This is a genomic window from Streptomyces phytophilus, assembly GCF_013870535.1.
Taxonomy (GTDB): domain Bacteria; phylum Actinomycetota; class Actinomycetes; order Streptomycetales; family Streptomycetaceae; genus Streptomyces; species Streptomyces phytophilus.
In genome coordinates, this window is the sequence record NZ_JACBXC010000047.1 from 1 (window position 1) to 14,944 (window position 14,944).

Below are 14,944 nucleotides of genomic sequence, written 5' to 3' on the forward strand. Positions count from 1 at the left end.
GGCCCCGACGTCCGCGGGGGTGTGCAGCACCTCGTACCGCGCGAAGGGTCCCGGGCCGCCGGTCGTCAGCAACTCCAGGCTGAGCGCGCCCGGGTCGAAGTGGAAGACCTGGCCGTCCGGGGGTCGCATCTCGATACCCGGGGCGCGGGAGCTTGCCTCGTCCACCATGTAACCAGTATAACCGGTACATGGTTGCCACGCACTGGAAGCTCGTCATCGACGCCGCCGACCCGCACGCCCAGGCCGACTTCTGGGCCGCCGCCCTCGGGTACGTGGTGGAGGACAACAGCCCGCTCATCGAGCAACTCCTCACCGCCGGCGCCGTCCCCGAGGACGTGCTGACCCGCCACCACGACCGCCGCGCCTGGCGCACCGCCGCCGCCGTCCGGCACCCCGACGACCCGTACGACCCCACCTCCGGCGCCGGTCTGGGCCGGCGGCTGCTCTTCAACCAGGTCCCCGAGCCCAAGCCCGCGGTCAAGAACCGCCTGCACCTCGACCTCCACCCCGAGTCGGGGCGGCGCGAGGAGGAGGCGGCCCGGCTGGCGGAGTTGGGGGCCGGGGTCGTACGGCACGTCAAGGAGCAGGGCGGGGAGTGGACCGTGATGACCGACCCCGAGGGCAACGAGTTCTGCGTGCACTGAGCCGCGCCGCCGCCGGGAGGTGCCGCTCGCCGCGCAGCCGCGGCGGGGCGGCGGGCCGCTCACTGGGGGGCGACCGCGCGCCGGACGCTGTCCCGGAGCAGTGCACGCCGCCCGTCGTGGACGTCCGGCGGCTCCTCGGCGGTGGCGGCGTAGACGTTGCTCACCGGGGACCAGGCCATGGACATGGCGATGACCATGGCCATCAGGTCGAAGGGGGCACCCTGCCGGATCCGCCCGGCGGCCTGGGCCTCGGCGACGGCGCGGAGCTTGCGGTCGTCGTAGCGCTCGTGGTCGGCGACGAGGTGGCCGACCGGGCGCCGCTCCAGGCGCGCCCAGGTGGCGAGCCGGATCAGGTCGGGACGGCTGAGGTACTCGTCGTACAGGCGCACCGCCCAGTCGGCGAGGTCGTCGGCGTCGATGGGGACGACGTTGGTGATCCGCTCCAGCGAGGCGAAGAAGATCGCGTCGAAGAGCTGGTCCTTGTTGCCGAAGTAGCCGTACAGCTGCGCCTTGTTGGTGCGCGCCGCGGCGACGATCCGCTCGACGCGGGCGCCGGCGATGCCGTACTGGGCGAACTCCCGGGTGGCGGCTTCGACGATGCGCTGGTACGTCGCGGCCCCGCGGCTGCTGGACGGCTGCTCGGGCATGCCTCCGACCCTAACAGACCGAATCGTCTGTTTGCCTTTTGGGCGGCCGCCGCCTACGGTCAAACAGACCGAACAGTCTGTCTGAGGGAGTCGGTCATGCGTTCCACCTCGGTCTGGCAGGCGGACAGCGCCACACGTACGCTACGCCGCTCCACCGCGCAGCGCCGGGAGCTGCGCCCGGACGACCTGGCGATCCGCGTCACCTACTGCGGCGTCTGCCACACCGACCTGCACGCCCTGCGCGCGTACGACGGCGGCGCCGGCGGCGTGCTCGTCCCCGGGCACGAGTTCACCGGCGTGGTGACCGAGGTCGGCGGCGCGGTCACCGGCTTCGCCCCGGGCGACCCCGTGGCCGTCGGCAACATCGTCGACTCGTGCGGCACCTGCGCCATGTGCCGGGCGGGCCAGGAGAACTTCTGCCGCGAGTTCCCCACCCTCACCTACGGCGGCACCGACCGGCGGGACGGCTCGACCACGCTGGGCGGATTCTCCCGCGAGTACGTCGTCGGCGAGCGCTTCGCCTACGCCCTCCCGGCCGGCCTCGACCCGGCCGCCGCGGCGCCGCTGCTGTGCGCCGGCGTCACCGTGTGGGAGCCGCTGCGGGCCCTGGGCGTCGGCCCGGGCAGCACGGTGGCCGTGGCCGGGCTGGGCGGCCTGGGGCACCTCGCGGTCAAGATGGCGGCCGCCCTCGGCGCCACGACCACCGTGCTCAGCCGGACCCCGGACAAGGCCGACGAGGCGCGCGCCCTCGGCGCGCGGGAGTTCATCGTGTCCACCGACGCCGAGCGGATGGAGGCCGCGCGCGACCGGTTCGACGTGGTCGTCGACACCGTCTCGGCGCCGCACGACCCGGCCCCGTACCTGCGGGTGGTCGCCATGGACGGCACCCTCAGCCACCTCGGCCATCTGGGACCGGTCACGGTGGAGACCCTCGACCTGCTCATCGGCCGCAAGAAGCTCAGCTCCGCCGGCAGCGGCGGGCGCCCGGCCACCGCCGCCATGCTGCGCTTCTGCGCCGACCACGCCATCACGGCCGACATCGAACTGCTGCCGTCGTCGCGGGTGAACGAGGCGCTCGCCCGGCTGGAACGCGGCGATGTCCGCTACCGGTTCGTCCTCGACCTGTCCGACCTGTCCGACCTGGACTGAGCCGCCGGCCGCCACGAAGGCCGCCGCCCGCCGGAGGTGGCGGGGGCGGCCTTCGGGAGTGGCCGCGGGTCAGTCCGCCGCGGCCTGGAGCGCCTCCGGGGTGACGGCGCCGACGTAGACCGCGTCGTCCGTGATCAGCACGTTGACCAGCCGGCTCTCGAAGACCCGGCCCGCGTCCGTCTTGTCGGTGAAGAAGTCGAGGGCGGCCCCGACCCCGTCCTCGCCCAGCGCGCCGCCGGGCAGCGGCAGCTCGGCGATCGAGCCCCAGCCCTCGCCGTGGACCTCGACGTCTTCCAGGCCGGCGGACTTGCCGCCCTCGGCCCGGTCGCCGCCGGCCCAGTCCTCGCCGCCGGCCCAGTCGCCGCCGAGGCCCTTGCCGAAGTCCCCGCCGAAGCCCTTGCCGAAGTCGCCGCCGAAGTCCTCGCCGAGGTCCCTCTCCGTCACCTCGGCGCCCGCCGGCGGCGCGAACAGGTCCGCGTCCGGCTTGTTGAAGTCGACCTTCGTGAAGCCGACGTCCACGACGGCCTTGCCGTCGTCCGCCGTCAGCGCCACCCGCAGCGGCACGCCGTTGTCGGCGTCCACCGCGACGGTGATGTCCCGCACCGTCGACTCGTCCTGCTTCGGCGTCAGCCTCAGCTCGTACGCGTCCTGCCCGGCCACCTGCGCCGTGCCGGCGACCGTCACGTCGGTGGTGTCGTCCGCGGCCTTCAGGAGCTTGTCCGCCAGCTCCTGCGGGGTGGCGTCCGCCAGGTCCTTCGGGAGGGCGAAGCCGTCGTGCTTCGCGGAGTCCTTCCCGCCGTCCTCCGGCACCGTCGAGTGGGAGACCTCGTCCGAGCCGCCGCCGAAGGTCCACACGTCCTTGCCGTTGTGCACCACCGTGCGGTCGCCGTCGGAGCCGGTCAGCGTGACGCGCTGCTTCTCCGGGCCGTCCGCCGCGACGTGCAGCTTGGTGTCGCCGGCGAGCAGCTGCGAGAGGTCGGCACCGCCGCCCCCGCCGCCGAACGGCAGCGAGGGCAGGCCCAGGTCCGTGCTGACCTTCACCGTGCCGTCGACCGACTCGACGTCCGACGCCAGCGCCTTGGCTATCAGTTCCTTCGCGGTCACGTCGTCCGCGCTCGGCCCGTCGTCCTGGGCGAGCGCGGGCACCAGGCCGATGGTGGCGGCGGCCAGTCCCGCGATGCCCAGGGGCACCCCGTACCGCACCGCCTTTCTGCGCCGGGCCGCGGCGAGGTCCGCGGCGCGGTCCTCGGCCTCGTCGGCGGGTCGCTCCGGTGGGATCAGTGCCATGGGAAGTACCTCCGTCTCCGCGGTGATTCGCGGAAAATCAATCGCTGCGTCACGGCTTCCCACCCATCTCACCAAATCGGAGGGCCCGGGGCGTCAGCCCGTGGGTGCAGCTTCGATTACTCCTGTCGTATGACGGCATCCGCCGCGAGACGGGACCCGCCCCTGATTGATGTACGGGACATCTATCTGCCGGACGCCGCCGGACAGGGCGACCGGTGCCCGCTACCCCGCCCGGTCCACCACGGCGTCGCACAGCCCCTCCAGCGCCGTCCGCGCCGGGCACGCCGGCAGCGCCGTCAGGATCGCCCGCGCCTCCGCCGCGTACCGCACGGTGTCCCGCCTGGCCTGGTCCACCGCCGGGTGGACCCGCAGCCGCGCCAGGGCCTCCGCGTGCCGCGCGTCGTCCGTCAGGTCGCCGGCGAGCAGCGCCGCCAGCTCCAGATCCGCCGGGCTGCGGTCGCGCTGCGCGGCGGCGCGCAGGTGCAGCACCGGCAGCGTCGCGACGCCCTCGCGCAGGTCCGTGCCCGGGGTCTTCCCGGACTCGGTGCCGTCGCTGGTGATGTCGAGGAGGTCGTCCGCGAGCTGGAAGGCGATGCCGATGCGCTCGCCGTACTGCGTCAGCACCTCCACCACCGACTCGTCCGCGCCCGCCGTCAGCGCGCCGAAGCGGCCGGAGACGGCGATGAGCGAGCCGGTCTTGCCGGCGAGCACGTCCAGGTAGTGGTCGACCGGGTCGCGGCCCTCGGTCGGGCCCGCGGTCTCCAGGATCTGCCCGGTGACCAGCCGCTCGAACGCCTGGGCCTGGATACGGACCATCTCGGGGCCCAGATCGGCGAGTAGCCGGGAGGCGCGCGCGAAGAGGAAGTCGCCCGTGAGGACGGCGACGGAGTTGGCCCAGCGGCTGTTGGCGCTGGGGACGCCGCGGCGTACGGCGGCCTCGTCCATCACGTCGTCGTGGTAGAGCGTGGCCAGGTGGGTCAGCTCGACGACGACGCCCGAGGGCGCGACGCCCGGTGCGTACGGATCGCCGAACTGCGCGGCGAGCATGACCAGCAGGGGGCGGAATCTCTTGCCGCCCGCGCGGACGAGATGCCGCGCGGCCTCGGTGATGAACGGCACATCGCTCTTCGTGGCCTCCAGAAGCCCTTCCTCGACGGCCGCGAGCCCGGCCTCGACATCGGCTTCCAAGGCGTGGTCCCGAACGCTGAGCCCCAAGGGCGCGACCACGGTCACGAGGGCTCCTCCTGTCTGCAGACGTTCACGTGGAACAGATTGTCGATGTGTCGTTAGCAACCACCATGCACCACGTCCGCAGCGTAGCCGGTCACGCGACGATCACGTCGGGCGGCTTCCCCTAGGCCGACCTGGGGGTCGTAACCTGAGGTCCCCAGCCCGCCGACCACGATGAGGCAGGACTCCGCGATGTCCGAGCACAGCCCGCTCGACGTGCCAGAAGGCGATCCCTTCGGCCCGCACAACCTTCCGTACGGTGTCTTCTCCACGCGCGCCGACACAAACCCCCGCGTCGGCGTGCGCTACGGCGAATCCGTCCTGGACACCGCCGCCGTCGCGGCGGCCGTCGGCTCCCCGCACGCCGCGCTGCTCGCCGCCCCGACGCTGGCGCCGCTGATGGCCGCGGGCCGCCCGGTGTGGCAGTCGGTACGGGCCGAGGTGACCGCCTGGCTGACGGATCCGGCGCACCGCGCCGCCGCCGAGCCGCACCTGCACGAGCTGGACCGGGTCGCGCTCCACATGCCGTTCGAGGTCGGCGACTACGTCGACTTCTACTCCAGCGAGCACCACGCCGCCAACGTCGGCCGTATCTTCCGCCCCGGCGAGGAGCCGCTGACGCCCAACTGGAAGCACCTGCCCATCGGCTACCACGGCCGGTCCGGCACCGTCGTCCCGGCGGGCACGCCCGTCGTACGCCCCGCGGGCCAGCGCAAGCGCGCCGCCGACGACCCCGCGGCGGGCCCCGCGTTCGGGCCGAGTATCCGCCTGGACATCGAGGCCGAGGTGGGCTTCGTCATCGGGGTGCCGTCGCCGATGGGCGCGCCCGTGCCCCGTACGGCCTTCCGGGACCACGTCTTCGGGGTCTGCCTGGTCAACGACTGGTCCGCGCGCGACGTCCAGCCCTGGGAGCAGCGCCCCCTCGGCCCGCACCAGGCCAAGTCCTTCGCCACGTCCATCGGCAACTGGATCACCCCCCTCGACGCCCTGGAGGCCGCCCGCGTCGCCCCGCCGGAGCGTACGCACCCGCTGCTGCCGTACCTCGACGACACCGGCGCGGAGGCGGAGTCCGACGGCTACGACCTGCGTCTTGAGGTACGGATCAACGGGGAGACCGTCTCCCGGCCGCCGTTCGCCGCGATGTACTGGACCGCGGCACAGCAGTTGGCGCACATGACCGCCAACGGCGCCTCCGTACGCACCGGTGACCTCTATGCCTCCGGCACCGTCAGCGGGCCCGAGCAGGACCAGGTGGGCTCGCTGCTGGAGCTGACGAAGGGCAAGGGCCCGTGGCTGGAGGACGGGGACGTCGTCGAGATCGAGGGCTGGGCCCCCGGCCCGGACGGGGCGCGGATCGGCCTCGGCGGGGTCCACGGCCAGGTGAAGCCGACCGGCTGGACCCCGCAGCGGCGCTAGGGTGCCCGGGGTCCGGGGGCACGGCCCCCGGACCCGCGCTCAGCGGACGAACACTCCCGCGCTCCCGGCCAGATCCAGGAAGTACTGCGGCGCCACGCCCAGCACCAGGGTCGCGGCCAGGCCGACGGCGATGGCGGTGATGGTGAACGCGCTCGGCACGGTCACCGCCGGGCCCTCCGGCCGCGGCTCGCTGAAGAACATCAGCACGATGACGCGGACGTAGAAGAACGCGGCGATGGCCGAGGCGATGACGCCGACGACGACCAGCGGCGTCGCGCCGCCCTCCGCCGCCGCCTTGAACACCGCGAACTTCCCGGCGAAGCCGCTGGTCAGCGGGATGCCCGCCATCGCCAGCAGGAACACCGCGAAGACCGCCGCGACCAGCGGGGAACGCCGGCCGAGCCCCGCCCACTTGGACAGGTGCGTCGCCTCGCCGCCCGCGTCGCGCACCAGCGTGACGACGCTGAACGCGCCGAGCGTCACGAAGGCGTACGCGGCCAGGTAGAACAGCACCGAGGAGATGCCCTCCTCGTTGGCCGCCGTGACACCCGCGAGGATGAACCCGGCGTGCGCGATGGAGGAGTACGCCAGCAGCCGCTTCACGTCGGTCTGGGTGATCGCGAGGATCGCGCCGATGACCATCGTGACGATCGCCACGCCCCACATCACCGGGCGCCAGTCCCACTTCAGGCCCGGCAGCACGACGTACAGCAGCCGCAGCAGCGCGCCGAACGCGGCGACCTTGGTGGCCGCGGCCATGTAGCCGGTGACGGGCGTGGGGGCGCCCTGGTAGACGTCCGGGGTCCACATGTGGAACGGCACGGCGCCGACCTTGAAGAGCAGGCCGAGCAGCACCATCGCGCCGCCGATGAGCAGCAGCGCGTCGTTGCCCATGGTGTCGGCGAGCGCCGGGGTCATGTGCTGCGGGTTGCCCGCGACGACGTCGGCGATCTCGGCGTAGCGCACGCTGCCCGAGTAGCCGTACAGCAGCGCGATGCCGAAGAGCAGGAACGCCGACGAGAAGGCGCCCAGCAGGAAGTACTTCACCGCCGCCTCCTGCGACATCAGCCGCTTGCGGCGGGCGACGGCGCAGAGCAGGTACAGCGGCAGGGAGAAGACCTCCAGCGCGATGAAGAGCGTCAGCAGGTCGTTCGCGGCGGGGAAGATGAGCATGCCGCCGGTCGCGAACAGCAGCAGCGGGAACACCTCGGTGGTGGTGAACCCCGCCTTGACCGCGGCCTGTTCGGCCTTGCCGCCGGGTACGGCGGCGGCCTCCGCGGCGAAGGAGTCGACCTGCTTGCCATGCGCGACCGGGTCCAGCCGGCGCTCGGCGAAGGTGAACACCGCGAGCACGCCGACCAGCAGGATGACGCCCTGGAGGAAGAGCGCCGGGCCGTCGACGGCCAGCGCGCCCATCGCGGCGATCTGCGCCTCGTCCGTGCCCTTGCCGGTGGCGGCCAGGGCGATGACGGCGCCGAACGCGCCGGCCATGGCGAGCACCGCGAGCCCGACCTGGGCCGTGTAGCGGTGCCGCCGGGGGACGAACGCCTCGATGGCGACGCCCAGTACGGCCGCGCCGATCACGATCAGCGTGGGCGCCAGCAGGTCGTACTCGATGTGCGGCGCCTTGATCTTGTCGACGCTGTCCTGCGCCATCCACAGGCTGTGGACACCCCTACTCATGCGTGGCCTCCACAGGGTTCACGTCGGGCTCCGGGTCGGACTTCTGCACGTCGGACATGGTGTGCTCGACGGCCGGGTTGACGATCTCGGTGAGCGGCTTCGGGTACACCCCGAGGCCGATGAGCAGCGCGATCAGCGGCGCGACCACCAGCATCTCGCGGGGCCGCAGGTCCGGCAGCTTCGCCACCTTCTCGGCGACAGGACCCGTCATCGTCCGCTGGTACAGCACGAGGACGTAGATCGCGGCCAGCACGATGCCCACGGTGGCGATGATGCCGATCGCGGGGTACCGGCTGAACGTGCCCACCAGCACCAGGAACTCGCTGACGAACGGCGCGAGCCCCGGCAGCGACAGCGTCGCCAGACCGCCGATCAGGAACGTGCCGGCCAGCACCGGCGCCACCTTCTGCACGCCGCCGTAGTCGGCGATGAGCCGCGAGCCGCGCCGGGAGATGAGGAACCCGGCGACCAGCATCAGGGCGGCGGTGGAGATGCCGTGGTTGACCATGTACAGCGTCGCCCCGGCGTGGCCCTGGCTGGTCATCGCGAAGATGCCGAGCACGATGAAGCCGAAGTGGGAGATCGAGGCGTACGCGATCAGCCGCTTCATGTCCCGCTGCCCGATCGCGAGGAGCGCGCCGTACAGGATGCTGACCAGCGCGAGCACCAGCACCACCGGCGTCGCCCAGTCGCTCGCCTCCGGGAAGAGCCCGAGGCAGAAGCGGAGCATCGCGAACGTGCCGACCTTGTCGACCACCGCGGTGATGAGCACGGCGACCGGGGCCGTCGACTCCCCCATCGCGTTGGGCAGCCAGGTGTGCAGCGGCCACAGCGGCGCCTTGACGGCGAAGGCGAAGAAGAAGCCGAGGAAGAGCAGCCGCTCGGTGTTCGTCGACATCTCCAGGTCGCCGTCGGCGCGGGCCTGGAGGATCTCCTGGAGCGAGAACGTGCCCGCACCCAGCTGGTCGTTGGTGACGACGAACAGCCCGATGACCGCGGCCAGCATGATGAGGCCGCCGGCCAGGTTGTAGAGCAGGAACTTCACGGCCGCGTACGAGCGCTGCCGCGCCGCCTCCTCCTCGCCGTGCTGGTGCGCCTTGTCCCCGAAGCCGCCGATGAGGAAGTACATCGGGATGAGCATGGCTTCGAAGAAGATGTAGAAGAGGAAGATGTCCGTGGCCAGGAAGCTGATGATCACCATCGCCTCGACGGCCAGGATCAGCGCGAAGAAGCCCTGGGTGGGACGCCAGCGCGAGGACTTCGTCTCCGCCGGGTCCGCGTCGTGCCAGCCCGCGAGGATGACGAACGGGATCAGCAGCGCGGTCAGCGCCACCAGCACGACGGCGATGCCGTCGACCCCCAGCTCGTATCTCACGCCGAAGTCGGCGATCCACGACCGCGACTCGGTGAGCTGGAAGCGGTCGCCGTTCGGGTCGTAGCGGACCGCGATCACCGCGGCCAGCACCAGCGTCACCAGCGAGACGCCCAGCGCGAGCCGCTTGGCCAGCTCGCGCTTGGCCGCGGGCACCGCGGCGATGGCGATCGCGCCCACGGCCGGGACCGCCGCGGTGAGCGTCAGCAGCGGGAAGGAAGAATCAGCCATGGGTTCAGACCGCCCTCATCAGCAGGGTGGCGGCGATGAGGACCACCGCGCCCCCGAACATCGAGACCGCGTAGCTGCGGGCGTAGCCGTTCTGGACCCGCCGCATCCGGGCGGAGAGCCCGCCGAACGCCGCCGCGGTCCCGTTGACGATGCCGTCGACCAGCTTGTGGTCCAGGTAGACCAGGCCGCGGGTCAGGTACTCGCCGGGCTTGACCAGCGCCACGTGGTTGAAGTCGTCCTGCAGCAGGTCGCGCCGCGCGGCGCGGGTGAGCAGGGAGCCGCGCGGTGCGGCGGCGGGGACCGGGCGGCGGCCGTACTGCAGCCAGGCCGCCGCGACACCGAGCACCATGCAGGCGACGGTGGCACCGGTGACCATGCCGACGCTCAGTCCGTCCGGCAGGTGCCCGTGCTCGAAGCCGGTGACCGGCTCCAGCCAGTGCACGAACCGCTCGCCGACGTCGAAGAACGCGCCCGCGCCCACCGAGCCGACCGCCAGCACGATCATCGGGATCGTCATCGTCTTCGGCGACTCGTGCGGGTGCGGCATGTCGCCCTTCGCGTCCGCCTCCCAGCGCTTCTCGCCGAAGAACGTCATGAGCATCACGCGCGTCATGTAGTACGCGGTGAGCGCCGCGCCCAGCAGCGCCGCGCCGCCCAGGATCCAGCCCTGCGTACCGCCCTTGGCGAACGCGGCCTCGATGATGAGGTCCTTGGAGAAGAAGCCGGAGAGCCCCGGGAAGCCGATGATCGCCAGATAGCCGAGGCCGAACGTGACGAACGTGACCGGCATGTACTTCCGGAGGCCGCCGTACTTGCGCATGTCGACCTCGTCGTTCATGCCGTGCATGACCGAGCCCGCGCCGAGGAAGAGCCCGGCCTTGAAGAAGCCGTGCGTCACCAGGTGCATGATCGCGAAGACGTAGCCGATCGGGCCGAGCCCGGCGGCCAGGATCATGTAGCCGATCTGCGACATCGTCGACCCGGCCAGCGCCTTCTTGATGTCGTCCTTCGCACAACCGACGATCGCGCCGAAGAGCAGCGTGACCGCACCGACGATCGTGACGACGAGCTGCGCGTCCGGCGCCGCGTCGAAGATCGCGCCGGAGCGGACGATCAGGTAGACGCCGGCGGTCACCATCGTCGCGGCGTGGATCAGCGCGGAGACCGGCGTGGGGCCCTCCATCGCGTCGCCCAGCCAGGACTGCAGCGGCACCTGCGCCGACTTGCCGCACGCGGCGAGCAGCAGCATCAGGCCGATCGCCGTCAGCTTGCCCTCGCCGGACTCGCCGACCGAGTTCATCACCGGCTCGAACGCGAAGGTGCCGAAGGTGACGAACATCAGCATGATCGCGATGGACAGGCCGACGTCGCCGACGCGGTTGACGATGAACGCCTTCTTCGCCGCCGTCGCCGCGCTCGGCTTGTGCTGCCAGAAGCCGATCAGCAGGTACGAGGCGAGGCCGACGCCCTCCCAGCCGACGTACAGCAGCAGGAAGTTGTCCGCGAGGACCAGCAGCAGCATCGCCGCGAGGAAGAGGTTCAGATAGCCGAAGAACCGGCGGCGGCGCTCGTCGTGCTCCATGTAGCCCACGGAGTACAGGTGGATGAGCGAGCCGACGCCGGTGATCAGCAGCACGAACGTCATCGAGAGCTGGTCGAGCTGGAACGCCGCGTCCGCCTGGAACCCCTCGACCGGAATCCAGGTGAAGAGGTGGCTGTGCAGCGCCCGCTCCTCGCCGTCCTTGCCGAGCATGTCGGCGAAGAGGACGAGGCCGAGGACGAAGGAGGTGAAGGCCAGGCCCGTACCGAGCCAGTGGCCCGTACGGTCGATCCGTGGGATCTTGCCGCCGCACAGCAGCACCGCCGCGCCGAGGAGCGGCGCCGCGACGAGCAATCCGATGAGTGACTCCACTGGTGCGTCCCCTTACAGCTTCATCAAAGCGGCGTCGTCGACCGAGGCCGAGTGGCGGGAGCGGTAGAACGACACGATGATCGCCAGGCCGACCACGACTTCCGCGGCGGCGACGACCATGGTGAAGAAGGCGACGATCTGGCCGTCGAGGTTCCCGTGCATCCGGGAGAACGTGACCAGCGCCAGGTTGCAGGCGTTCAGCATCAGCTCGATGCACATGAACACCACGATGGCGTTCCGCCTGATGAGCACCCCGGCCGCGCCGATGGTGAACAGCAGCGCGGCGAGATACAAGTAGTTGACCGGGTTCACTCGCCCTCTCCCTTTCCGGCCTTCCCGCCGGCGTTCGTGCTGACGGAGCCGTCTCCGTCGGCGTCGTCGCCGGTGTCCGGTTCCAGGGCCTTGCCCTGGTAGTCGGCGGTGCGCTGCTCGATCGCCGCGAGATCCGCCAGCGCCTGCGCGGAGACGTCCCGGATCTGGCCGCGGTCGCGCAGCGTGCGGTTGACGGTCAGCTCGGACGGCGTGCCGTCGGGCAGCAGGGCCGGGATGTCCACCGCGTTGTGGCGGGCGTAGACGCCGGGCGCGGGCATCGGCGGCACCTGGACGCCGTCGCGTACCCGCTGCGCGGCCTGCTCGCGCTGGGTCGGGGTGGGCTCGGTCTTCTCGCGGTGGGTGAGGACCATGCCCGCGACCGCCGCGGTGATCAGCAGCGCGCCGGTCAGCTCGAAGGCGAAGACGTAGTCGCGGAAGATCAGCGCCGCCAGGCCGTGGACGTTGCCGCCGGAGTTGGCGTCCTCCAGGCCCTCGAAGCTGTTGAGGCTCGCGTTGCCGATGCCGGCCATCAGCAGCACGCCGAAGCCGACGCCGCAGAGCATCGCCAGCCAGCGCTGGCCCTTGATGGTCTCCTTCAGCGAGTCCGCCGCGCTGATGCCGACGAGCATCAGCACGAAGAGGAAGAGCATCATGACCGCGCCGGTGTAGACGACGATCTGGACGACGCCGAGGAAGTACGCGCCGTTGGCGAGGTAGAAGACCGCCAGGATCACCATCGTGCCGGCGAGGCAGAGCGCCGAGTGCACCGCCTTCCGCATCATCACCGTGCCCAGGGCACCGGCGACGGCGAAGATGGCCAGCACCCAGAACTGGGTCGCCTCCCCGGTGGACGTGGTGTAGCCGGCCTGGGCGAGGGCGTTCATGCCTGGGCTCCTTCGGAGTGCGGCTCCGGCTCCGGCGCCGACTCACCCTTGCTCACGGCGACCTGGCGCTCCGTACCCGGGGCGGCCTCGGAGACGAGGCCGCTGTAGTAGTCCTTCTCGGTCATCCCCGGGTGGATGGCGTGCGGCGAGTCGACCATGCCCTCCTGCAGGCCGGCGAGCAGCTCGTCCTTGGTGTAGATGAGCGACTCGCGGCTGCGGTCGGCCAGTTCGTACTCGTTGGTCATGGTCAGCGCCCGGGTGGGGCACGCCTCGACGCACAGCCCGCACAGGATGCAGCGCAGGTAGTTGATCTGGTAGACGCGGCCGTAGCGCTCGCCCGGCGAGTAGCGCTCCTCCTCGGTGTTGTCCGCGCCCTCGACGTAGATCGCGTCCGCCGGACAGGCCCAGGCGCACAGCTCGCAGCCGATGCACTTCTCCAGCCCGTCCGGGTGCCGGTTGAGCTGGTGGCGGCCGTGGAAGCGGGGCGCCGTGGGCTTCTTGTACTCGGGGTACTGCTCGGTCAGCCGCTTCTTGAACATGGCCTTGAAGGTCACGCCGAAGCCGGCCACCGGGTTGACGAACCCCTGCTTGTCCTTCTTCTTGTCCTTCTCGTCAGCCATTGTCGGCCGCCTCCTCAGTGTCGCCTCCGGGACCGTTCGTGCCCACCAGCTCGCGCTCGCGGCGCGAGGGGCGGCGGGGCACGGGCGGGAGGGTCTGACCGGGCAGCGGCGGTACGGGGTAGCCGCCCGCCGTCGGATCGAACTCCGGCTTGGGCCTGGCCGCCTCGCGGGCCGCCTCCTCCTTGTCCTTGCGGTCGCGGAAGATGTCCACGACGAAGGACAGCAGCAGGATCACCAGCAGCCCGCCGGCGATGTAGAGCACGATCTCGGTGAAGTCCACGTCCTCGTTGCGCAGCGCCCGGACCGTGGCGACCAGCATCAGCCACACCATGGAGACCGGGATGAGGACCTTCCAGCCCAGCTTCATGAACTGGTCGTAGCGCACCCGTGGGAGCGTGCCGCGCAGCCAGACGAAGAGGAACAGGCAGACGAGCACCTTGGCGGTGAACCAGAGCATCGGCCACCAGCCGGTGTTGGCGCCCTCCCACACCGTGCTGAGCGGCGCGGGCGCGCGCCAGCCGCCGAGGAAGAGCGTGACGGCCACGGCGGACAGCGTCACCATGTGCACGTACTCGGAGAGCATGAACATCGCGAACTTGATCGACGAGTACTCGGTGGAGTACCCGGAGACCAGGTCGCCCTCGGACTCCGGCATGTCGAAGGGCAGCCGGTGCGCCTCGCCGACCATCGCGATGAGGTAGACGAGGAACGAGACCGGCAGCAGCACCGCGAACCAGCGGTCGTCCTGGGCCGCGACGATCTCCGAGGTCGACAGCGACCCGGAGTAGAGGAACACCGCGGCGAACGACAGGCCCATCGCGACCTCGTACGAGATCACCTGGGCCGTCGCGCGGACGCCGCCGAGCAGCGGGTACGTCGAGTTGGACGCCCAGCCGGCGAGGACGACGCCGTAGGCGGCGATGGAGGCGGTGGCCAGCACGTACAGCATGGCGACCGGGAGGTCGGTCAGCTGCAGTGCGGTGCGCTCGCCGAAGATCGACACCTGGTTGTCGGCGGGGCCGAAGGGGATGACCGCGATGGCCATGAAGGCGGGGATGACGGCCAGCAGGGGCGCCAGGATGTAGACCGCCTTGTCGGCGCCCTTGACGATGATGTCCTCTTTGAACATCAGCTTCACGCCGTCGGCGAGCGACTGCAGCAGGCCCCAGGGGCCGTGCCGGTTCGGGCCGATGCGCAGCTGCATCCAGCCCAGGACCTTGCGCTCGAAGACGATCGCGACGAGGACCGTCACCATCAGGAACGCAAAGCAGAAGACCGCCTTGAGGAGGATCAGCCACCAGGGGTCGCCCCCGAAGAAGCTGAGGTCCTCCGCGGCGAGGACGCTCGCGCCGTGCGCCGCGGGTGCGCTAGCGATCACCGTCGTGCCTCCGTCGTGTACGCAGCCGGGCAGGTTCGCGTCCGCATCGCAGTCACGCTTCGACCTCCTTGGATACGGCGGAAACCTGGACCAGGTCGCCGGGGTTCGCGCCCGTGGCCGCCGCCACGCCCGGGGCCGTCGACTGCAGCGGCAGCCAGACGACCTGGTCGGGCAGGTCC

13 protein-coding genes and 1 pseudogene are annotated in these 14,944 nt (G+C 71.3%); 3 read left to right on the plus strand and 11 right to left on the minus strand.

Annotation, left to right across the window (positions count from 1 at the left end; translation table 11 throughout):
- Positions 1–168 (minus strand): annotated as a pseudogene (locus tag H5J30_RS36430) (zf-CGNR multi-domain protein); the annotation flags it as partial.
- Between the two features lie 20 nt (positions 169–188).
- Between H5J30_RS36430 and H5J30_RS05295 the strand changes: the two are divergent.
- A complete protein-coding gene (locus H5J30_RS05295; protein WP_181785987.1) occupies positions 189–644 on the plus strand; it encodes a VOC family protein in 456 nt (151 codons plus the stop codon).
- 59 nt (positions 645–703) lie between these two features.
- Here the strand turns inward: H5J30_RS05295 and H5J30_RS05300 are convergent, their stop codons facing one another.
- Positions 704–1,291, minus strand: a complete 588-nt coding sequence (locus H5J30_RS05300) for a TetR/AcrR family transcriptional regulator (RefSeq protein ID WP_181785988.1) — start codon at positions 1,289–1,291, stop codon at positions 704–706.
- 96 nt (positions 1,292–1,387) lie between these two features.
- Here H5J30_RS05300 and H5J30_RS05305 point away from each other — a divergent pair, with 96 nt between their 5' ends.
- Positions 1,388–2,440, plus strand: coding sequence for an NAD(P)-dependent alcohol dehydrogenase (locus H5J30_RS05305; protein ID WP_181785989.1), 1,053 nt, complete (start codon positions 1,388–1,390; stop codon positions 2,438–2,440).
- A 69-nt stretch (positions 2,441–2,509) separates the two neighbouring features.
- Here H5J30_RS05305 and H5J30_RS05310 read toward each other — a convergent pair whose 3' ends face one another.
- Both H5J30_RS05310 and H5J30_RS05315 read right to left on the minus strand, forming a co-directional pair.
- Positions 2,510–3,727: a LolA family protein gene (locus tag H5J30_RS05310; RefSeq protein WP_181785990.1), complete on the minus strand. Its 1,218-nt coding sequence runs from the start codon at positions 3,725–3,727 to the stop codon at positions 2,510–2,512.
- A 222-nt stretch (positions 3,728–3,949) separates the two neighbouring features.
- Positions 3,950–4,960 carry a polyprenyl synthetase family protein gene (locus tag H5J30_RS05315; protein WP_181785991.1) on the minus strand — a complete coding sequence of 337 codons (1,011 nt, stop codon included), beginning with the start codon at positions 4,958–4,960 and terminating at the stop codon, positions 3,950–3,952.
- Positions 4,961–5,149: 189 nt separating this feature from the next.
- Here H5J30_RS05315 and H5J30_RS05320 point away from each other — a divergent pair, with 189 nt between their 5' ends.
- The gene (locus H5J30_RS05320; RefSeq protein WP_181785992.1) at positions 5,150–6,373 is read left to right on the plus strand and encodes a fumarylacetoacetate hydrolase family protein; all 1,224 of its coding nucleotides are present in this window, start codon (positions 5,150–5,152) and stop codon (positions 6,371–6,373) included.
- A 39-nt stretch (positions 6,374–6,412) separates the two neighbouring features.
- On the opposite strand, the gene nuoN is transcribed toward H5J30_RS05320, so the two are convergent.
- The 7 genes from nuoN to nuoH are packed head-to-tail and all read right to left on the minus strand — an operon-like array spanning position 6,413 to position 14,765.
- On the minus strand, positions 6,413–8,056 hold the full coding sequence (nuoN, locus tag H5J30_RS05325; RefSeq protein ID WP_181785993.1) for an NADH-quinone oxidoreductase subunit NuoN: 1,644 nt from the start codon (positions 8,054–8,056) through the stop codon (positions 6,413–6,415).
- Complete coding sequence (locus tag H5J30_RS05330; RefSeq protein ID WP_181785994.1) at positions 8,049–9,659, minus strand: NADH-quinone oxidoreductase subunit M; 1,611 nt, start codon at positions 9,657–9,659, stop codon at positions 8,049–8,051. Before H5J30_RS05330 ends, nuoN begins: the two co-directional genes overlap by 8 nt.
- 4 nt (positions 9,660–9,663) lie before the next feature.
- Positions 9,664–11,571 carry an NADH-quinone oxidoreductase subunit L gene (nuoL, locus tag H5J30_RS05335; RefSeq protein ID WP_181785995.1) on the minus strand — a complete coding sequence of 636 codons (1,908 nt, stop codon included), beginning with the start codon at positions 11,569–11,571 and terminating at the stop codon, positions 9,664–9,666.
- A 12-nt stretch (positions 11,572–11,583) separates the two neighbouring features.
- Positions 11,584–11,883, minus strand: a complete 300-nt coding sequence (gene nuoK / locus H5J30_RS05340; protein WP_181785996.1) for an NADH-quinone oxidoreductase subunit NuoK — start codon at positions 11,881–11,883, stop codon at positions 11,584–11,586.
- Positions 11,880–12,767: an NADH-quinone oxidoreductase subunit J gene (locus H5J30_RS05345; protein ID WP_181785997.1), complete on the minus strand. Its 888-nt coding sequence runs from the start codon at positions 12,765–12,767 to the stop codon at positions 11,880–11,882. Before H5J30_RS05345 ends, nuoK begins: the two co-directional genes overlap by 4 nt.
- On the minus strand, positions 12,764–13,387 hold the full coding sequence (nuoI, locus tag H5J30_RS05350; protein WP_181785998.1) for an NADH-quinone oxidoreductase subunit NuoI: 624 nt from the start codon (positions 13,385–13,387) through the stop codon (positions 12,764–12,766). The genes H5J30_RS05345 and nuoI overlap by 4 nt, the downstream gene beginning before the upstream one ends.
- Positions 13,380–14,765, minus strand: coding sequence for an NADH-quinone oxidoreductase subunit NuoH (nuoH, locus tag H5J30_RS05355; protein WP_181785999.1), 1,386 nt, complete (start codon positions 14,763–14,765; stop codon positions 13,380–13,382). Before nuoH ends, nuoI begins: the two co-directional genes overlap by 8 nt.
- Positions 14,766–14,944: the final 179 nt, after the last annotated feature.